Source organism: Nocardia alba NBRC 108234, assembly GCF_001612665.1.
Taxonomy (GTDB): domain Bacteria; phylum Actinomycetota; class Actinomycetes; order Mycobacteriales; family Mycobacteriaceae; genus Nocardia; species Nocardia alba.
The window spans coordinates 243,151-264,036 of the sequence record NZ_BDAX01000009.1 but is presented as its reverse complement, the minus strand read 5'-3'; the positions used below and the strand labels follow the sequence as shown (position 1 = coordinate 264,036).

Below are 20,886 nucleotides of genomic sequence, written 5' to 3'. Positions count from 1 at the left end.
TACGGGGACTGCGCCGAGACTGCGAACACGCTGGGAGTGAGCTGGGAGTCAATCGGTGACGTAGCCGTTGAGGCTGTTGCGCAGATCGGTGAGGATCGCGCGGGCGGCGGTGAGGCCTGTGGTGTGCCAGATCTTGTCGTCGACCGCGAAGACACGCTTGTCGGTCGAGGCGCTCAATTCCTTGAACCGGTCCGAGCGCAGGACCTGTTTGCCGTGCTGCTCGCCGGTGGGGCCGTCGAACATCACGTAGATCACGTCGCCTTCGGCTTTGGTGGCGAGGTCGGCCTCGGTGATGTCGAAGGACGGTCCGCGCTGCGCGGGCGGGCGCTGGACGCCGACATCGGACAGGACCTGGGCGGCGAAGGTCTCGGCGCCCTGGACTCGTGTGGCATCGGCGGTGAAACGCAATACCGAAGCCTGGGACTGGCGCGCGTTCAGCGCGGAGCCGACGTCGTGCGCCTCGGTGAGGTAGTTCTCGAGCGCGGTGTCGGCGGCGTCGCTACGGTTCATTCCCGCGGCGTAGGCGGCGACATCGGATTGCCAGCTGCCGCCCGCGCCGATCAGCACGGTGGGCGCGATCTTGCTCAGTGCCTCGTATCCACCGGCGGCCGGGGCGAGGTCGCCGAGGATCAGATCGGGTTTCAGCTCGGCGATCCGAGCCGGATCGGGACTGCCGATCGGGCCGACGCTCGGCACCTTCAGCACGCCGTAACCGAGGTACATCGGCTGGGAACGGTCGCCGTCGAGGGTGACCGCGCCCGCGACCCGCTCCCACAGGCCGACCGCGCAGGCCGCGTCGAGCGCGGCGGTGGTGAGCACGACGATGCGTTTCGGGTCGGCGGGCACCTGCGAGGTACCGGCGGTGTGGGTGACCGCGCGGGTGCCGCCGGAGCCCGCGTCGGGTGCGCTGGGCAACGGGCAGGCGGTCGCGGTGTCGCGCGCGGCCCCGACCACACCGGCACCGGCGATGTTCGTGGTGGTGCGGATGATCGTGCTCGCGTCGTCGTGTTTGTCCGCGCATCCCGCCGTGAGCACGGCGGCGCACAGCAACGCGACAGCCACCGCGAAGCCGCGTGCGCGGACGCGCCCGCCCTGCGCTGCGGTGCGACGGAATCGGGTGCGGTTTCGGACGCTCGCCGGCATGCGCACGAGGGTACTGCGTAGCCGACGGCGCGAGTGTCGCGGGCCGAGCTACCGTCGGCTCGCGCGCCGGAAGCCGACGGCGGCGGGCACGGCGAACACCAGTAGCGCGCCGCCGGACCAGGCGAGCGTGAGCAGCAGCGGCTCGGCGATGGGACCGTGATCGGACAGGCCGCGCATCGCGTCGACGGCCACCGACATCGGCTGGTAGTGAACCACCGGCTGAATCCATGTCGGGAACGCGACCAGCGGGACGAAACCGGTGCTGAAGAACATCATCAGCGAGGCGAGGATCGTGATGCCCTCGACCAGTGAGGCCTTCGCGCTGTAGACGGCGACGGCGGTGACCATGGTGGCGAAGGCGAGCCCGAACACCACGGGGATCGCCAGGAACACCAGGGCGGCCAGTGGGCCGTTGTGGAAGCGGAAGCCGAGCAGGTAGCCGACGATCAACACCGCCACGGTGCCGAGCAGGATCCGGCAGCCCTCGGCGAGGATGCGCGAGACCAGGCCTGATGCGCGATGCACGGGCAGCACCCAGAATCGGGCCAGCAGACCCTCGTCGCGTTCGCGGCCGAGCAGCACGCCGCTGGCGACGGCGCCCGACAGCGCGCCGACGAGGGCGACCATCGGAACCGAGCCGTAGAGGGCATCGTCGCCGGTGAACTTCTCGATCTGACCGCCCACCACGATGTTGAGCATCAGCAGCAGCAGACAGGGGATGAGCAGGGTCTCGAGCAGCGTCACCGGATTGCGCGCCCAGCGCACCAGTAGCCGCTCGGTCTGGATCATGGTGTGCCGGACCAGTGAGACCGCCGAGGTCTCGCGTTGCTCTGCCATCAAGCCCTCCTGGAACTCAGCCGAACAGCCACGGGCGCGCAGATCGCTATCATTCCGATCAGCCAGAGCAGCGACGGGGTGACCAGCGACCAGGTCACCGTCCCTGCGTTGCCCAGGGTGTCACCGGCCAGCGCGCGCAACACGATCGCGAATTGGGAGACCGGTTGATTGCGGACGAACCACTGGATCCACTCCGGGAACTGGCTCGCGGGCGCGAGACCGGTCGAGAGCATGCCGAAGATCAACGGGGGCAGCAGCAATGCCTGCGAGGTGGCTTCCGGGCTCTTGGACAGCGAACCGATCACATCCGCGCCCAGGGTGAACGCGAGCCCGATCAGCACCGAGAACGCCAGGTAGGCGAGGGTGTGCGCGGCATCGAGCCGGAAGCGGAAGCCGATCACATAGCCCGCGGCGATCCCCGCGGCCAGCGAGATGAGCAGCCGGAACAGGTTGGCCGACATCCGCGCCGCGACCGGGACCAGCGGCCGCACCGGCATCGCCCCGAAGCGACGGTTGAGGCCCGCCACGGAGTCCGACGCCGAGCGGAACGCCGCCGAGATGGCGGTGAACGCGGCGGCCTGCAGGATCACCAGCGGCATCATGTACTGGGCGTAGCTGCTGAAACCGTTGCCGGAGAACGTCATCACGGTCTTCAGCGGGATGTAGAAGCTGGCTGTGAAGGCCGCGGGCGCGAGGACCGAGGCGAGGAACTCGCCGGTTTTGATCGAGGGCACGATCAGCCGGGTGGTCAGGACCCACCACTGCTGCACCGTCTCCGGTGTCGCGCGCGCGGAGGTGTTCCAGGTGGCGGCGGTCATGCCGTGGCCTGCGATTCGGCCTCGGTCGAGGCCAGATGACCGGTGAGTTGCAGGAACACATCGTCGAGCGAGGGTCGGCGCAGGGCGATGTCGACGAGTTCGACCGAGGCGTTGTCGAGTCGGCGCAGGGCCTCGGCGAGGGTCTTGGCGCCGTCGGGCGCCGGGATGGTGATGCGGTCCGATTCGGGGGTGAGCGCGGCCAGGTTCTCCGCCGGAAGCAGCGAGCCGAGCGCGCTGACGATGGCGGGCACCTGTTCCAGATCCAGCGGCACGATCTCGCAGTAGCTGCCGCCGGTGCGGTGTTTGAGCTCGTCGGCGGTGCCGGAGGCGATCACCACGCCGTGATCGATCACGATGATCTGATCGCTGAGCGCGTCGGCCTCCTCCAGGTACTGGGTGGTGAGCAGGGTGGTGATACCCGCGGACTTGAAGCTGCGCACCAGGTCCCACACACCCTGCCTGCTGCGGGGATCGAGGCCGGTGGTCGGCTCGTCGAGGAACACCACGTCGGGGCGAACCACCAGCCCGCACGCGATGTCGATGCGGCGCCGCATGCCGCCCGAGTAGGTGCCGACGCGCCGATTCGCGGCCTTCTCCAGGTCGAATTCCCCGAGCAGTTCTCTGGCCCTGACCTGCGCGGCCGACTTGCGCAGGCCCATCAACCTGCCGAACATGACGAGGTTCTCGTAGCCGCTGAGCATGTCGTCGAGCGCGGCGTACTGCCCGGTCAGCATGATGCGTTTACGCACCGCGGCGGGGTCGGCGACGACATCGTGGCCGGCGACCACCGCCCGCCCACTGTCGGGCGTGACGAGGGTGGACAGGATGTTCACCATCGTCGTCTTGCCCGCGCCGTTGGGGCCGAGGATGCCGAGCACCTCACCGGGGGCGGCCTCGAAATCGACACCGCGCAGGGCGTGCACATCGCCGAAGGACTTCTCGATCCCTTCGACCACGACACCGCCGGTGCGCGGGTTGCTCTGCACGAGAGTGGGTTCGACGCTCATATCCGGTCTCCTGCTTCCATGTGGTCATCGAGCAGCGGCGCGATGACCGACAGCGCGTAGGGGTTGGTCATGTCGTCGTGGGTCACGTCGACGTCGTGGTTGGTGATGTCACCGGTGACGTAGGGCCGCCACCCGTCCGGTCCCATCCATTCGGCGGGGTCGACCGTGGCGCGGAAATAGACGATGTCGCCGTGGTAGACCGGGCGCTGATAGCCGGTCCGCGTCCCCGCGGAGGCGTTGTAGGAGCCGGCCATGCGCTCGATGGTGCCCGCGTCGATGAGTTCGACCCCGCCGAGCCGGGCGGTGATGAGCTCGGCCGCCTGTTCGGCGCTCGATTCGGCGGGCACGTCGTCGATGCCGAAGATGGCGCCGAAGGTGTTGATGAAGGCGCCCGGCGAGAGGCGCTCGATGGTGTCGCCGTCGATGTCGGCGGTGTCGGTGTCCAACAGCGCGACGACGCCCACCTGCTCGCCCGCCGCCCGCAGTTGCACCGCCATCGCCTGGGCGATGAGTCCGCCGAAGGACCAGCCGAGCAGGTGATAGGGGCCGTTCGGCTGTACCGCGCGGATCTCGCGCACGTAGCGCTGGGCGAACTCCTCGATGGAGCGCGCGCTGGGTTCACGGCCGCTGAGGTCGGGCGCCTGGAGCCCGTAGATCGGGCGATTCGGCGCGAGCTGTTCGGCCAATCCCAGGTAGCTCCACGACATTCCGGAGGAGGAGTGGACGCAGAACAGCGCGGGTCGGTCGCCGTCGGGTCGGATCGGGAGCAGCACGTCGAGACCGAGTCCGGCCGGTCCGGACTCGACGACCGCCGCCGTGCGGGCTGTCATGGCGGCGGCCTCCTCGGCTGAATCCTTCTGGGCAGCAGGTGTTTCGGCGTATCGCGCGGCCGCGCCGAGAGCGTCGACCCAGAGGTTCGCGAGTTCGGTGACATCCTCGCGATCGAGTAGTTCTGCCGCGTAACCGAAGTCGGCCCGCAGCCGGTTGCCGACGACCATGGCGTTGATATCGATCGCGGACATGATCGGCACGTCCGGATGCTCGGCCGCCTCGAGATCGCCGAGCGCGTCGGTGGGCAGCCAACCGAGACCTTCGAGGCCGGGTGGTGTGTCGACCGAGGTGTGCCTGCCCAGGTAGTTCACGCAGATCTGGCCGGGCAGACGGGACGGAAGTTGTTCGGCGGCTTCGGGATTCAGGTAGCGCAGCAGGCCGAATCCGATGCCTTTGTCCGGGACCGCCAGCAGGTCGTGCTTGACCCGGCGGATCGCCGCGCCCATGGCCGGGCCGCCCGTCAGCGCGTCGTCGAGGTCGAGGTCGGCGAGATCCAGTCGCACCGGGTACAGGTTGGTGAACCAGCCGATGGTCCGCGAGAGGTCGGCGCCGGGCACGACTTCCTCCTGTCTGCCGTGGCCTTCCAGGCGCAGCAACGCCGAGGGCTCGTGCACGCCTCTGCGCGCGCGCCAGCGCACCAGCGCCACCGCCAGGGTGGCGAACAGCGCGTCGGTGACGCTGCCGTGGAACAGGCTGGGCAGGGTGGTGAGCAGGGCCGCGGTGGTGTCCTCGTCGACCTCGATGTCGAGGCGGCGCACGGTCTGTCCCTGGTCGATATCGGGATCGAGGTGACGGGTACCGAGCAGCGGATCGGGGCCGTTCACCACCGCCTGCCAGTACGGGAGTTCGGCGCGGCGCCGCTCGGTCTGCGCCTGCTCGGTCATCGCATGCGACCAGCGCCGCATCGACGTGCCGATCTCGGGGAGCACGGGAGTGGTATCCGCGCAGACCTGGGCCCAGGCGGCGATCAAGTCCTGCACCAGGATTCGCCACGACACGCTGTCGATCGCGAGGTGGTGGGCGACGATGATCAGGCGTCCCGGCCCGAGGTGCGCGCCGGCGTCACCGACCGGGTCCAGCCACACGAACTGCGCGACGACCCCGCCCGCCGGATTCAGCCGGTTCATCGCGGAGTCGAGCTCGGTCCGGGCGTATTCGCGCAGCTCGGTCGGGTCGATGGCGGCGTCGAAGGCCGTGCGGTGCACCAGCGTGTCGACCTCGATCGAGCCGGGCTCGGCCACCCGCAGCCGCCACCCGTCGTCGGTGGCCCACAGGCACGATCGCAACATGTCGTGGCGGTCGACGACGGCGGTGAGGGTGGCGACGAGTCGCGCGCGGTCGATGCCGACGGGCAGTTCGAGGACCGCGGTCTGGGCGAACCGGTCGAAGTCGCCGCCGCGTTCGACCATGTAGCGCACGATCGGCGTGAGCGGCAGGTCGCCGGTGCCGCCGCCGGGCAGTTCGGCGAGCGCCTCGACGGTCTCGGCGGTATCGACGGCCGCGCCGAGCGCGCAGACCGTGCGGTGTTCGAAGACCTGCAGCGGTGTGCAGTGCACGCCGCGCAGCTTCGCCTGGGTGACGAGCTGGATGGCGAGGATGCTGTCGCCGCCGAGGGCGAAGAACGAATCATCGATGCCGACCCTGGTACGGCCGAGCAGTTCGGCGTAGACCTCGGCGAGCACCAGTTCGGTCGGTGTCTGCGGTGCGCGGTACGGGGTGTCATCGGTGACGAAAACCGGCTCCGGCAGTGCTTTTCGGTCGAGTTTGCCGACCGCGTTGATGGGGATCGCGTCGAGCACCACGAACGCGGTGGGCACCATGTAGGCGGGGAGGGTATCGGCGGCCAGCGCCCTGATCTGTGCGATGTCGAGGTCCGCATCGGGCAGGCGCACCAGGTAGGCGGCCAGCGCGGTGGCGCCGGTGGGGCCCGGAACACCCAGTGTCACAGCGAGATCGACGCCGTCGATCGCGCCGAGTACCGCGTCGATCTCGCCGAGTTCGATGCGCTGGCCGCGCACCTTGACCTGGAAGTCGGTGCGGCCGAGGTATTCCAGAGTCGGTGCGGTGGCGTTCGTCCACCGCACCAGATCACCTGTGCGATAGAGGTATTCGCCGGGGCGGCCGAAGGGGTCGGCGATGAAGCGGGCCGCGGTCAGACCCGGTCGGGCATGGTAGCCCCGGGCCAGACCGGCGCCCGCGAGGTACAGCTCACCCGCGACGCCGACAGGTACCGGGCGTAGGCGGTCGTCGAGGACGAGGGCCCTCGCACCGCGCACGGGAGAGCCGATGGTCACCGGCTCCGTCGCCGACAACGGTGCGGAACCTGTTGCCCAGATGGTGTATTCGGTCGGACCGTACAGGTTGACCATGGTTCGCCTGTCGGTACCGCCGCACCAGCGCGCGACGAGATCGGGACCCACCGCCTCACCCGCGACCGCGAGGACACGCACACTCGACACATCGGCGGGATCGACGGTGGCCAGCGCCGACGGCGTGATCACCATGTGGGTGACCTGCTCGGCGGCGATCAGCTCCGCCAGGGGTGCGCCGCCGAAGACACCGGGCGGGGCGATCACCGACGCGCCGCCGCAGCCGAAGGCCATGAGCGCCTCGAAGATCGACGCGTCGAAGCTCGGCGAGGCGACCTGCAGCACCCGGGCGTGCTCGTCGAGGCGCAGGTCGGCGCGCTGGGCGGCCACCAGGTCGGCCAGGCCGCGATGCGTCACGGTGACGCCCTTCGGGGTGCCGGTGGAGCCGGAGGTGTAGATCATCCAGGCCGGGTTCTCGATTCTGATCGGCGCCGGTAGTTCCTCAGGGGTGAGGTCGGCGTCGTCGGTGGCGTTCAGGCGGGTGACGAAGCCGGGGTCGTCGAGGATCAGCCAGCGGGTGGTGTCGGACAGCGTCGGCCGGTACTCGGCGAGCGTGATTCCCACCTGCGCGCCGGAATCGGTGAGCATGTGCTCGATCCGGTCCGCCGGGTGTTTCGGGTCGACCGGCAGGAACGCCGCGCCGACTCGCGCCGCCGCCCAGATACCCGTGTGCAGTTCGGCGCAGCGGGGCAGACCGAGCGCGACAACGGTTTCCGTGTGCGCGCCCGCCTCGATCAGCAGCCTGGCCAGCTGATTCGACCGAGCCTTCAGCGACCGGTAGGTGATCGTGTCGTGCGGCGGCGGGGAGGTGGCGGCAGCGGTCGGATTCGTGATCGGCGCGGGCCGGGTCGCGGGGTCCGTGGTGGAGATCAGCGCAGGCCGGTCCGGGAAGGTAGTCGCGGTCGCGGTGAGCAGGTCGGCCAAGGTGGTTGTCGTGGTGGAGGCGGGGCCGCGAACCGGAACAAGTTGTGCGCGTTCGGATTCGGCGAGGAGGTCGATATCGGCGACGCGGATGTCGATATCGGCGAGGACGGTGGCGAGAACCCGGCGCCACCGGTTCGCGAACGAGGTAACCGTGGTGGCGTCGAACAGGTCGGTGGCGTAGGTGAGGACGCCGTCGATGCCCGCCGGGCCGGTCTCGTCGAAACGTTCGCGCAGGTCGAGGGTGAGGTCGAAGGCCGAGGAACGGCGGTCGAAATCCTCGACTTCGACCCGCAGGCCGGGCAGTTCGAGCACCGGTTCGACGAAGTTCTGCAACGACAGCGACACCTGGAACAGCGGGTGATGCGCGGTGGACCGGGTGGGGTCGAGTGCCGCGACGAGTTGCTCGAACGGCACGTCGGCGTGGCCGAAGGCATCGAGGTCGGCGGCACGGACGCCTGCGAGCAGCTCCCGGAAGCCGATGCCGGGGTCGACAGCTGTGCGCAGGGCCAGCGTGTTGACGAACATGCCGACGAGGTCGTCGAGCGCGGCTTCGCCGCGACCCGCGATCGGCGTGCCGATGACGACATCGCCGGTACCGCCGAGTCGGGCCAGCAGCACCGCGAGGGCGGCGTGGACGACCATGAAGACGCTGACGTTGTTCGTGGCGGCGAAGTCGATCAGCGCGCGGTGGGTCTGCCCGTCGACGGCGAAGTCGACATCGTCGCTGCGCATCGTCTGCACCGCGGGACGGGGACGGTCGGTCGGGAGTTCCAGCGCATCCGGTGCGGCGGACAGGGTTTCGCGCCAGAACCGGATCTGCTGTGCGGCGACGGACGCCGAATCCGTGGCGCTGCCGAGCAGTTCGCGATGCCACTGGGCGAAGTCCGCGTACTGCACGGTGAGCGGGGGCCGCGTGGGGGCCTCGCCCGATACCCGTGCCGAGTACGCGGTGACGAGATCGGCCGCCAAGGGGGCCATCGAGGCGCCGTCAGCGCTGATGTGGTGCACCACGAGGACCACAACATGCACTGGCACAGGGGTTTCGGAGCGAGAGGCTCCGTCGTGGTGCGGCGAGGTATCGGCGGTCGGCGCGAGGGCGTCGCCGATGCCATCGGCTACTACCGGCTCGATGCCGGAATTCGGCTGCGCATCGCGGGCTTCGGCTCGACCACTGTCGATGCGGAACAGGCCGACGCGCAGCGGCGCCTGACGGGTGAGGTCGAAACCCGTGCCCGCCAGTTCGTTGATCCGCGCACGCAGCGACGCCCCGTCCTCGGTATCGATCAGCGGCATCGACGGAACCTCGGTGTCGATCCCGACGATCACCTGGCGGGGGCCCTGCGCGTCGGCGGGATAGCGGGTGCGCAGGCTCTCCTGGCGTTCGACCACGTCGGCGAGTGCGTGGCGCATCGCCGCCACATCCAGGGTGCCGGTGAGGCGAAGGGCGATCGCGATGTTGTAGGCCGAGGAGGCGGGGTCGAGTTGGTTGAGGACCCACATGCGCTGCTGGGCGGGGGACAGGGGGATGCGGTCGGGGCGCAGACGGGGGGCGAGGGCGAGTCGGCCCGGCGTGCCGTCGACGGCGGGGACGACCCGCGACGACAGTTGGGCCACGCTCGGCGCGTCGAACAGATCACGCAGGGCGATGGTGGAGCCGAGCGCCGAATTGACCCGTGCCACCACCTTGGTCGCACTCAGTGAGTTGCCGCCGAGTTCGAAGAAGGACTGGTCGACGCTGACCCGTTCGCTGCCGAGGACGTCGGCGAACACCTCGGCGACGGCCTGTTCGATCGGTGTGCGCGGTGCGAGATAGGACTGCTGGGCGGCCGAGAAATCCGGAATCGGCAGGGCCTTGCGGTCCAGTTTTCCGACGGGGGTGAGCGGGATGTCCTCCAGGACAACGACATAGGCGGGCACCATATACCCGGGCAGTTCCGCCGCGACCCGCGCGCGCAGCCGTTCGGCGTCGAGCTCGACATCGGGCACCGCGAGCACGTAGGACACGAGCACGGTGGCGCCCGCCGGGCCTTCCCGCCCGATCGTCACCGCGTAGTCGACCTCGTCGTCGCGCGAGAGGACCGCGTCGATCTCGCCCAGCTCGATCCGCAGGCCACGGATCTTGACCTGGAAGTCGCTGCGGCCCAAGTACTCCAGGGTGAGCGCGGCGTTCTCGCCCGTGACCCAGCGCACCATGTCGCCGGTCCGGTACATCCGTTCCCCGGCGAGCCCGAACGGGTTGGCGACGAACCGGCTCGCGGTCATCTCGAAACGGTTGAAGTAGCCGCGCGCCAGCGCGGGCCCGGCCAGATACAGCTCGCCCGCGATGCCCACCGGGACCGGACGCAACCAGCTGTCCAGCACCACCAGCGCCGCCCCGCGAATCGGTCCGCCGATGGTGACCGGCTCGCCCGAGAGCAGCTCGGCGGGACCGGTCGCCCAGATGCTGAACTCGGTGGGGCCGTACAGGTTCACCATCCGCCTACCCGCGGCCCACTTCTCGATCAGTTCGGGGGTGGCCGCCTCGCCGGCTACCGACAGCACCCGCAGGTCGGTGAGATCGGTCGGCTCCATCGTCGCCAGCGCCGACGGGGTGATCACCGCGTGGGTGACCCGCTCCGTGCGCAGCAGCGCCTCGAGTTCGCCGCCGCCGTAGACCTCCGGCGGCGAGACGACCAGGCGGCCACCCGCGGCGTGCGCGGTCAGCATCTCGAAGACGGAGGCGTCGAAGCTGGGGGAGGCGACCTGCAGTGCGCTGGCGCTCGGGTCGAGCGCCAGCGTGTCACGCTGGGCGGCAACGAGATTGGCGATACCGCGATGGCTGAGCAGCACCGCCTTCGGTTTGCCGGTGGAACCGGAGGTGTAGATCAGGTAGGCCGTGTGGTCGATGTCGAGCGGACCGCCGCGTTCGGCGTCGGTGATCGGCGCGTCCGAGACCAGCATCGCGCGGCGCATGGTGTTCAGGTCGTCGAGCAGCAGCCAGTCGATGGAACCGGGCAGGTCGTCGCCGACGGCCGTCACGGTGACGCCGATCGGCGCTTTCGAATCGCTGAGCATGTGCTCGATCCGCTCCACCGGATAGCTCGGATCCAGCGGGACGAAGGCCGCCCCGGTCTTGGCCAGCGCCCAGACGGCAACCACCGATTCCAGCGACCGGGTGAGCGCGAGCACCACGAACACCTCGGGGCCGATCCCGCGACGGAGCAGGACCCGGGCGAAACGATTGGACCAGGCGTCGAGGTCGCCGTAACTCATCCGCAGCTCGCCCGCGCTGACCGCGATCGCCGTGGGATCGATGCGCGCGCCCGCTGTGAGGATGTCGGGCAGCGTGCGCATCGGCAACGGAGCCGGGCCGTGCACCGGTGCGAGCAAGGCTGTTTCGGTATCGCCGCAGATCTGTAGTCGGGAGACCAGGACGTGCGGGTTCTCGGCGAGTTGACCGAGCACCCGGACGAATCGGTCCAGCAGCGTCTGCGCCGCGTCGGGTGCGAGCTGATCGGCCATGAACTTCACGGTGATGCGCAGCGCATCGCCCGCGCCGGCCGCACCACGCAGCGGAATGACCATGAGGTTCAACGGGTACGGTGTCGCGTCGGTGCCCTCGACGTCGAGCACCCGCATGCCGGCGATGTCGAGGGCCTGCGACAGCGCCTCGCGATCGATGGGGTAGGACTCGAATACGGTGAGGGTGTCGAACAATTCGGCCAGCCCCACCACACGGTGGATGGCGGCGAGACCGACGTGCTGATGGTCCATGAGCCGGGCCTGCTCGGCCTGCACCCGGGCCAGCAGGTCGGTGACCCGCTCCGAGGGATCGAGGGTCACCCGCACCGGGACGGTGTTGATGAACAGCCCGACCATCTCCTCCACACCGGGCAGTTCCGGCGGCCGACCCGACACCGTGGCGCCGAACACCACATCGGTGCGGCCGGTGAGCATCGCCAGCAGCACCGACCAACCCGCCTGGACCAGCGTGTTCACGGTCGCGCCCGCTGTCATGGCCGCGGATTCGAGTACCGCGACGGTGGCCGAGGACAGATCGCGCGAGAGCATCGCGGTCTCGGTCGACTCGATCCCGGCGAGGGTGGGGACGGCGCGGGTCGGCGTGTCGATCCCGGCCATGGCCTGTTTCCACGCGGCCAGGGACGCTTCGGTGTCCTGTTCTGCCAGCCAGGACAGGAAATCGCGGTAGGACTGGGCGGGCGGCAATATCGACGCGTCGCCCGCGGTGACGTACAGGGTGAGCAGTTCCCGAACCAGCAGCGGTGTCGACCAACCGTCCAGCACCAGATGGTGATTGGTCATGACGAGTCGGAAAGTCTGTGTGTCGGTCCTGATCAGGGTGAAGCGCAGCAGCGGGGGCCGGGTCAGGTCGAAACGGGTGAGCGCGTCGAGTTCGATCACCCGATCCAGCTCGCGCGCTCGCTGGTCGGCATCGGCGATCTCGGTGAGATCCCTTTCCGCCCAGTGGATCTCGGCTGTGGACAGCACCAACTGGCGGGGACCGTCGTCGGTTTCGACGAAGGCCACGCGCAGGTTCTCGTGCCGATCGACGAGGGCCTGCGCGGCGGCGCGCAGGCGGGCGGCGTCCACTGTGCCCGCGAGGGTGAGCAGCGACTGGACCGTGTAGCCGTCGGCGGTGTCGGAGTCGTACAGGGCGTGGAAGAGCAGACCGTATTGCAGTGGCGAGAGCGGCCAGATGTCGGTGAGCGTCGGGTAGGCGTGTTCCCAGCGCTCGATCTGGCGCTGCTCGACGGTGACCAGCGCGAAATCCGACGGGGTGCGCCCGCCCGCGTCGCCGGTTCCGGCATGGATGAGCAGTGCTCGCAGCGCCAGCGACCAGAGCCGCGCCAGCTCGCGCACGTCGGCTTCGTCGAGCAGTCTGCTCGCGTAGGCCCAGGTGACGTCCATTCCGGCATCGGTGCGCACCGCGTTGATGTCGATGACGGCCGCCAGTGGCGCGCGGTCGTCGTTGGTCGCGGCGAAGCGTCGCGGCACCCACGGATCGTCGCCGGTCACGGCTCTGCCGAGATAGTTGAAGCTCAGCTGCGGTGTCGGCGCGTCCGCCAGCGCCGCGGCGGTTTCGTTGTGCAGATAGCGGAGTAGGCCGAAACCGACACCGCGATCGGGGACCGACCGCAACTGCTCCTTGGTCGCCTTGATCGCCGCACCCGCCGCCCGGCCACCGGCGAACGCCTCGTCGAGATCGATGCCGGTCAGGTCGAGCGCGACCGGGTACACGCTGGTGAACCAGCCGACCGTGCGCGCGACATCGGCGCCGGGCAGCAGAGATTCGTCGCGGCCGTGACCCTCCAGCGTCAGCAGGGCGCCGGTGCGGTCGCGCCACCGGCACACGGCCATGGCGAGGGCGGCCAGCAGCACATCGTCGACGCCGCAATGGAACCGCTCGGGTACGTCGTGCAGGACGGCCTGTGCGACGTCGTCGGGCACCGTCGTCTGCCACTGCGCCATCGTGGCGACCACATCGAGTTCGGGGTCGAAAGTACAAGGGGCCGAGACATTCTCGGGGGTGGTCGGAGCGGCGGAGGCGGACGGTGTGGTGTCGTGGGACCTGTCGGGAGTAGCCGAGGTGTCGGCGGTCTGGGTGAACGGCGGGTCGGGGGTTGCCAGGATCGCCTGCCAGATCGGCAGTTCGTCGAGCCGTGTCGCGGCGTTCTCGGGCTGGCTGTGCGCCCAGCGCCGGAAGGAGGTACCGACCGGGTCGAGCGCGCCACCGAAGGCCGCGGTGGCCAAGTCGGGCAACAGGATTCGCCAGCTGACACCATCGGTGACCAGGTGGTGCAGCACCAGCCAGCACAGCGGGGCGGCGTCGGCGTGTTCGATCAGCGTGAACCGGGCGACGGCGCCGGTGGTGGGATCGAGCAGGTCCGCGGTGTTCTGTAGGGCGCACTCGAGCGCGTCGTCGGTATCGGCCACGACCACGTCGATCAGACTCCCGGCATCGACCGAACCGCGTTCGGCGACAACCCATTCCCAGCCGTCGGCGGTCGGTCGCAGCGAGGAACGCAAGAGATCGTGGTGCTCGAGCAGGACCTGGAGCGCCGCCGCGAGCATCGGGCGGTCGAACCCCTTGGGCAGCCCGATCAGCACGGCCTGCCCGTAGCGTCCCCAGGTGTCGGGGTGCTCGATCATCGCGTGCACGATCGGGGTGAGCTCTATAGCGCCGACCCCACCACCGGGCAGTTCCTCCACCACGTGGACCTCGGTGTCGCCGGCGACAGCGGCCAGCGCGGCCACCGTCTTGCGTTCGAAGACATCGCGGGCGCTGAACGAGATGCCGGCGGCTTTGGCCCGCGAGACCAGCTGGATCGACACGATGCTGTCGCCGCCGAGGGCGAAGAAACTGTCGTCGACACCGACCGCGTCGAGTCCGAGCACGTCGGCGAACAGGTCGGCCAGTGCCTGTTCCCTCGGCGTGGACGGGGGTCGGCTCGTGACCGCGCGGGCGCCGAAATCGGGCGCGGGCAATGCTTTTCGGTCCACCTTGCCGAGTGGCGTCAACGGAACCCGGTCGAGCACCGTCACCACGGCGGGCACCATATAGGCCGGAAGAGACTCGCCGACAGCGGCTTTCACGGCCTCCGGAACGACATCGGCACCCGGCTCGGCGGTGACATAGGCGACGAGCGCGGTGGCGCCGGTCGGCGACTCGACACCGAGCGTGATCGCGAAGTCGATCTCGGGCAGCCGCTGCAACGCGGCATCGATCTCGCCGAGCTCGATGCGATAGCCGCGCACCTTCACCTGGAAGTCGCCGCGCCCCTGATAGTCCAGGGTGACGCGCCCGCCGGCATCGGTCCAGCGCACCAGGTCGCCGGTGCGATACATCCGTTCGCCGGGTGCGTGCGGATTCGCGACGAACCGGCTCGCGGTCAAGCCCGCGCGCCGGTGATAACCACGTGCGACGCCGGGGCCCGCGAGGTACAGCTCACCCACGGTGCCCGCTGGTACCGGCCGCATCCACGGATCGAGTACCAGGCCGGACACCCCGCCGACCAGGCTGCCGATCGTCACCGGGGCGCCGGGAACCAGCGGCTCGCTCAGCGTGGTGGTGATGGTGGTCTCGGTGGGACCGTACCCGTTGATCAATGCGCGACCGGCCCACTTCGCCACCAGTTCCGGCGGGCAGGCATCGCCGCCGACGACGATGGTGCGCAGGTCGGGCAGCGTGGCCGGCTCGAGCGAGCCGACAACGGCCGGGGTGACATTGAGATGGGTGACGCGATGCGCGCGCAGCACCCGCGCCATGTCCTCGCCCGCGTACGCCGAGGGCGGAACCACCGCGAGGGTGGCACCCGCGGCCATGGTCACCACGATCTCCTCGACGGAGATATCGAAGCTCGGCGAAACCGCATGGGCGACAACAGAGTCCGGCTCGACACCGAAACCGGCACCCGAGCTCGCGGCGAGGTTCGCCAGCCCGCGGTGCGAGACCAGCACGCCCTTGGGCAGTCCGGTCGACCCGGAGGTGTAGATGATGTAGGCCACCTGATCCAGCGCGATCGGGGCGGTGCGGTCGGCATCGGTGATCGGCGCGCACTTCTGCGCGGCGAGCGCCGCGACGGTGGCTTCGTCGTCCAGCGAGAGCCAATCGACCTTGTCGGGCAGGGAGTTTCGGACCGCGTCGATGGTCAGGCCGGTGACCACGCCGCTGTCGTCGATCATGTGCTCGATGCGATCGTCGGGGTAGGTCGGATCGATCGGCACGAACGGCGCACCGGTCTTGGCCACCGCGATGGTGGCGAGCACGGATTCCGACGAGCGTGGAATCGACAGTGCGACAGGAGTTTCGGGACCGGCGCCCGCGGCGATCAGCAGGCGGGCCAGTCGATCGGTGTAGTCGTCGACCTCGCGATAGCTCAGCGCCTCGTCGATGCCCCAGCGCAGCGCCGGTGCGTGCGGGTCGATCGCGGCGCCCGCCGCGAGAATCTGCGGCAGGGTGCGCGGCGTGACGCCGACCGGACCGCGGGCAGGCACCGAGGCCGTCTGCTCGGCCGTCGAGAGCACGGGCACCGTCGACAGTGCGGCGTCCGGTCCGGCGGCGAGGAAGCGGCGCAGGAACAGCAGGAAGCGCGCGTGATGGCCGGTCAGCTCGGCCTCGCTGTACAGGTTCGCGTTGCCCTGCAGGTCGATGTGGGTGCTCTCGCCACCGACGCCCGGATAGAGGTTGACGAACAGGTCGTCGATCAGGCCGGAGGTGAGCACATGCAGCCGTCCGACGACCGGGCCGAGCGCGATCCTGGTATCCACCATCATCAGATTCACGGCGGGTCCGAACGACGCCGCCTCGTCCATCGCCCAGCCGAGATCGCGGACGATGTCCTCCTGGCGGTACCGCTGGCGGCGCAACGCACCGGTCAGCTCGCTCTGCACGGCGAGAATCGCCGCGCCGACGGTGGTGGTGGGATCGAGGCGAAGACGCAGCGGCACGACATTGGCGAGCATGCCGCCCGAACGACGCAGGATCGCCGAGGTCCGTGCGGAGACCGGCAGGCTCAGTACCACTTCCGGTGCGCCGGTCATCGCAGCGAGATAGGCGCCGAACGCCGCGACCACCGTCGGCGCGACACCCGAATTCACCGACGCGGCAACGGAATCGAGTAGCGAGCCGGTGTCCGCGGGCAGCGCGCCCGACACCCGGCGCGGGTGGGCGTCGACCTCGGCGTCGCGCCCGGCCAGCGTCACCGGATCCGCCAGCGCGGCCAGATGCTCGCGCCAGTACTCGCGGTCGGCGGCGAAACGATCGGAGCTGCGATAGGCCAGATCGGCCTCGACGATCTTCTGCAACGGCTCGGCTTTGGCAGCCGACGGCTCGCGGCCGTCGAAGGCGGCGTTGTAGAGCTCGCCGACGCGCTGCACCAGAGCCAGCGCGCCCATTCCGTCCAGCACGATGTGGTGCATCCGCGCGTACCAGAACCAGCGGTCCTCGGCGACGCGCAGCAGGGCGATGCGGACCAATCGGTCGTGCATGACATCCAGCGGTGCGGTGTACTCGGCGCGCATCCACGCGTGCGCGGCCGCTTCCGGATCGGGGTCATCGCGCAGATCCAGTTCGGCGACGTCGTCGTCGAGAGTGAGGTCAACGAGCTGATGGGGACGGCCGTCGATATCGACCAGCCGGACATAGCCGGTACCGAACTCGCGACCGGTTCGCTGGACCGCGTCGATCAGCAGCGCGGGGTCGATCGCGCCGGAAAGTTCTACGTATTGGGCAATCGAGATGGGCGTGTCGCCCGCGATGTGCTGGGCGAACCAGATGCCGCGCTGGGCGGCGGACAAGGGAAAAGGCCCCTCGGGTGCGCCGGTATCCGACGCATGCGAAGAAGACTGGATCATGAGCGAACCTGCGTTCTCATGTCTGGAGCTGGAAGTTCACCTCTGGCCCTGGACCGGCGGGTGGCTACCTGGTGGGTAGTACCCGCCGTTGCGTACTGCGCTCTATGTTCATTCTGGACCTGTATCGAGCTCATCGGAATGGGTTCAGGAGACTGCGCGCAGTTCCGTGGCCGCCAGCGGCGCGTCGGAGGTCACCAGATACCGCCGCAGGGTCGAGCGGTCGTCGAGCACCAGCCAGTCGGCACCGTCGGCGAGTTCGTCCCGGCCGACCCTGGTCGTGATCCCGAATCCGGCGCCCTCGAGCGGCGACACCGGGACGGCGCCGATCTTGCGCACCGCGGCCTCGGCGACAACCGACTCGATCCGGGGATCCACCGCGAGGGCGATCCGGTCACCCGCGTCGGCGCCACGGGCGAGCAGCAGCCGGGCCAGCCGGTTCGCCCAACGGTCCAGGTCGGCGTCGGCGAGCTGACCGGCGGCGACCGGTGCGCCGGAACGGGCGCGCATCGGGATGACGTTGGCGGCGGGTGCGGTGACCAGGGTGCTCATCGTGTTCCCCTCGAAAGGCTTGGCGGGTGTTTGTGGGTACACCTCTAATCTCGTCTTCGGGAGGGGGAACCGACAGCAACCCCAGCGTTGATGCGCCGACTCCAAGGGGGCGCGTTTACCACCCCTTGGTGGTCGAACCCCGGCGGCGGCGGTCTCGTGTGCCCGCCGCCGGGGTTCGCCTCAGCGGACGTTGCCGCCGATGCTGAAATGCGCGCCGGTGGGGTCGATCAGGCCGGCGAGGCGGCCGTAGGGGGTGTTCATCGGGTCGAAGGCGATGGTCCCGCCGAGGGCCACGGCCTGTTCGGCGGACTTGTCGACGTCGTCCGCGCCGAAATACACCGTCCACGACCCCGGTACGCCCTCGGCGAGATGGCCGCTCGCGTCGAGGACGCCGCCGCCCATGGGCGGGACGGCATGGAGGGTGGTGTAGCGGAAGTCCGCGGTGTCGGCGATCGTCAGGGTGTCGCGCCAGTCGAAGACGTCGCGGTAGAAGGTCAGGGACGCGTCGTAGACGCGGGTCGTCAGCTCGAACCAGGACGGTACGCCGACGTGATCGGTCCAGGTCCCGTCGGCGACGAGGCCGACCGCCTCGAAGCCCGCGAAGGTGTCGGCCTGCCGCACGCCGACGCCGATGCCGCCGACATCGGCGAGCACCGCCATCGCGCCGAGATCGCCGACCGCCATCGGTTCGACGATCACAGTGCCGCCCGCCGCGCTCGCCTTCGCCGTGGTCGCCGCCGCGTCGGGGGAGTTCAGGTACACCGTCCAGCGATCGGGATACGGGTCGCCGGGGTCGTCGTGGCGGCCCATCGCGCCCGCCACCGCCCGACCGTCCTTGCGCAAGGTGGTGTAGCCGCCGAACTCCTCACCGCCGCGATCGGCGGTCCAGCCGAACAGTTCGCCGTAGAAGGCGATCGCGCGGTCCAGATCGGTGGTGTAGAGATCGACCCAGGTGGGATCACCGGGCAACGGGTGCAACGACATGACTTCTCCTCGGGTGAAGGGATAGCACGATGTCCGACGCCGGCATGTTCGCGCGTCGGCATCGATCATGACGCGCCGACCGCCGAAAAGTCATCGCCGACAACCGTTGCACCCACGCGACCTGCGGAGGAAGATCGGGATCGCGAACTACGGCGCGCCGAATACGACACAGAGTAGGACCCGCGCGGAATGCTGCGGCAGCACGGTTTACGATTCACTCCAACGCATGTCTGCTGCCCTCTGCGAAGGTGCGGCGGGCGCTGCGAGTGACGTACAGGCATCTTCAGGAGGATCAGTGACTGCGGTAGAGCCCAGGCCAGTCCCTCAGTTGGAAGCGACTCGACCGTATCCGGCCCGGACCGGTCCGAAGGGCTCGTTCCTCTACAAGGCGGTCACCACCACCGACCCCAAGGTGCTCGGCACCATGTACCTGGTGACGGCGATCAGCTTCTTCCTGATCGGCGGCCTCATGGCCCTGCTCATGCGTGGTGAGCTGGCCCGTCCGGGTCTGCAGTTCCTCTCGCCGGAGCAGTTCAACCAGCTGTTCACCATGCACGGCACCATCATGCTGCTGTTCTACGCGACAGCGATCGTGTTCGGTTTCGCCAACATCGTCCTGCCGCTGCAGATCGGCGCCCCCGACGTCGCCTTCCCGCGACTGAACGCGTTCAGCTACTGGCTGTACCTGTTCGGCGGCAGCATGGCGACCGCGGGCTTCGTGACCCCCGGCGGCGCGGCGGACTTCGGCTGGACGGCCTACGTGCCGCTCACCGACATCCTGCACTCGCCCGGCGTCGGCACCGACCTGTGGATCCTGGGTCTGGCCGTGTCGGGCCTCGGCACCATCCTCGGTGGCGTCAACATGCTCACCACCGTCGTCTGCCTGCGCGCACCCGGTATGACCATGTTCCGCATGCCGATCTTCACCTGGAACATCGCGGTCACCTCGGTCCTGGTGCTGCTCGCGTTCCCGCTGCTCACCGCGGCGCTGTTCGGTCTGGCCTACGACCGCCACCTGGGCGGCCACATCTACGATCCGGCCACCGGCGGCATCCTGCTCTACCAGCACCTGTTCTGGTTCTTCGGCCACCCCGAGGTCTACATCATCGCGCTGCCGTTCTTCGGCATCGTGTCCGAGATCTTCCCGGTGTTCAGCCGTAAGCCGATCTTCGGTTACACCACGCTGGTCTACGCGACGCTGGGTATCGCGGCGCTGTCGATCGCGGTGTGGGCGCACCACATGTACGCCACCGGCGCCGTGCTGCTGCCGTACTTCTCCTTCATGACCTTCCTTATCGCGGTCCCGACCGGTGTGAAGTTCTTCAACTGGATCGGCACCATGTGGCGCGGTCAGTTGACGTTCGAGACACCGATGCTGTGGTCGATCGGCTTCCTGGTGACCTTCCTCTTCGGTGGTCTGTCGGGCGTCATCCTGGCCTCGCCGCCGCTGGACTTCCACGTCACCGACTCGTACTTCGTGGTGGCGCACTTCCACTACGTGCTCTTCGGCACCATCGTGTTCGCGACCTTCGCGGGTATCTACTTCTGGTTCCCGAAGATCACCGGTCGCATGATGGACGAGCGTCTGGGCAAGTGGCACTTCTGGACCACTTTCGTCGGCTTCCACACCACCTTCCTCGTCCAGCACTGGCTCGGCGCCGAGGGCATGCCGCGTCGCTACGCCGACTACCTGCCGTCCGACGGTTTCACCACGCTGAACACGATCTCCACGATCGGCGCTTTCATCCTGGGCTCGTCGATGCTGCCGTTCATCTGGAACGTCTTCAAGAGCTACCGCTACGGCGAGGTCGTCACGGTCGACGACCCGTGGGGCTACGGCAACTCCCTCGAGTGGGCCACCACCTGCCCGCCGCCGCGGCACAACTTCTACGAGCTGCCGCGAATCCGGTCCGAGCGTCCGGCGTTCGAGCTGCACTACCCGCACATGGTCGACCGGATGAAGGCCGAGGCGCACGTGGGCTGGGGCTCGGGTAAGCACAGCACGCACGTGTCCGAAGACGCGCTCGCGAAGAAGTAGGACACCACCGAACAACAGGGTGTGCACCGGCT

General features: G+C 69.1%; 8 protein-coding genes. 1 reads left to right on the top strand and 7 read right to left on the bottom strand.

The features are described from left to right. Positions 1-48: 48 nt before the first annotated feature. From NA12_RS11770 to NA12_RS11740, 7 genes are all read right to left on the bottom strand, one after another. Positions 49-1,143, bottom strand: coding sequence for an ABC transporter substrate-binding protein (locus NA12_RS11770; RefSeq protein ID WP_084472697.1), 1,095 nt, complete (start codon positions 1,141-1,143; stop codon positions 49-51). A gap of 48 nt (positions 1,144-1,191) precedes the next feature. Beyond that, complete coding sequence (locus NA12_RS11765) at positions 1,192-1,980, bottom strand: ABC transporter permease (protein WP_067449263.1); 789 nt, start codon at positions 1,978-1,980, stop codon at positions 1,192-1,194. Continuing rightward, positions 1,980-2,798: an ABC transporter permease gene (locus tag NA12_RS11760; protein ID WP_067449261.1), complete on the bottom strand. Its 819-nt coding sequence runs from the start codon at positions 2,796-2,798 to the stop codon at positions 1,980-1,982. Before NA12_RS11760 ends, NA12_RS11765 begins: the two co-directional genes overlap by 1 nt. Next, positions 2,795-3,805 carry a daunorubicin/doxorubicin resistance ABC transporter ATP-binding protein DrrA gene (locus tag NA12_RS11755; protein ID WP_067449259.1) on the bottom strand — a complete coding sequence of 337 codons (1,011 nt, stop codon included), beginning with the start codon at positions 3,803-3,805 and terminating at the stop codon, positions 2,795-2,797. The genes NA12_RS11760 and NA12_RS11755 overlap by 4 nt, the downstream gene beginning before the upstream one ends. Beyond that, positions 3,802-17,283, bottom strand: coding sequence for a non-ribosomal peptide synthetase (locus tag NA12_RS11750; RefSeq protein WP_084472695.1), 13,482 nt, complete (start codon positions 17,281-17,283; stop codon positions 3,802-3,804). Before NA12_RS11750 ends, NA12_RS11755 begins: the two co-directional genes overlap by 4 nt. A gap of 144 nt (positions 17,284-17,427) precedes the next feature. Then, on the bottom strand, positions 17,428-17,832 hold the full coding sequence (locus NA12_RS11745) for an AMP-binding protein (protein WP_067449257.1): 405 nt from the start codon (positions 17,830-17,832) through the stop codon (positions 17,428-17,430). 180 nt (positions 17,833-18,012) lie between these two features. Next, a complete protein-coding gene (locus NA12_RS11740; RefSeq protein ID WP_067449254.1) occupies positions 18,013-18,816 on the bottom strand; it encodes a VOC family protein in 804 nt (267 codons plus the stop codon). 295 nt (positions 18,817-19,111) lie between these two features. On the opposite strand from NA12_RS11740, the gene ctaD reads away from it, so the two are divergent. Continuing rightward, the gene (gene ctaD / locus NA12_RS11735; RefSeq protein ID WP_067449252.1) at positions 19,112-20,854 is read left to right on the top strand and encodes an aa3-type cytochrome oxidase subunit I; all 1,743 of its coding nucleotides are present in this window, start codon (positions 19,112-19,114) and stop codon (positions 20,852-20,854) included. The last annotated feature ends 32 nt before the right edge of the window (positions 20,855-20,886 follow it).

Excerpts from the sequence above, each read along its gene's own strand:
- NA12_RS11770 (WP_084472697.1), bottom strand. The coding sequence starts at position 1,143 with ATGCCGGCGAGCGTCCGAAACCGCACCCGATTCCGTCGCACCGCAGCG.
- NA12_RS11765 (WP_067449263.1), bottom strand. The coding sequence starts at position 1,980 with ATGGCAGAGCAACGCGAGACCTCGGCGGTCTCACTGGTCCGGCACACC.
- NA12_RS11760 (WP_067449261.1), bottom strand. The coding sequence starts at position 2,798 with ATGACCGCCGCCACCTGGAACACCTCCGCGCGCGCGACACCGGAGACG.
- NA12_RS11755 (WP_067449259.1), bottom strand. The coding sequence starts at position 3,805 with ATGAGCGTCGAACCCACTCTCGTGCAGAGCAACCCGCGCACCGGCGGT.
- NA12_RS11750 (WP_084472695.1), bottom strand. The coding sequence starts at position 17,283 with ATGATCCAGTCTTCTTCGCATGCGTCGGATACCGGCGCACCCGAGGGG.
- NA12_RS11745 (WP_067449257.1), bottom strand. The coding sequence starts at position 17,832 with ATGAGCACCCTGGTCACCGCACCCGCCGCCAACGTCATCCCGATGCGC.
- NA12_RS11740 (WP_067449254.1), bottom strand. The coding sequence starts at position 18,816 with ATGTCGTTGCACCCGTTGCCCGGTGATCCCACCTGGGTCGATCTCTAC.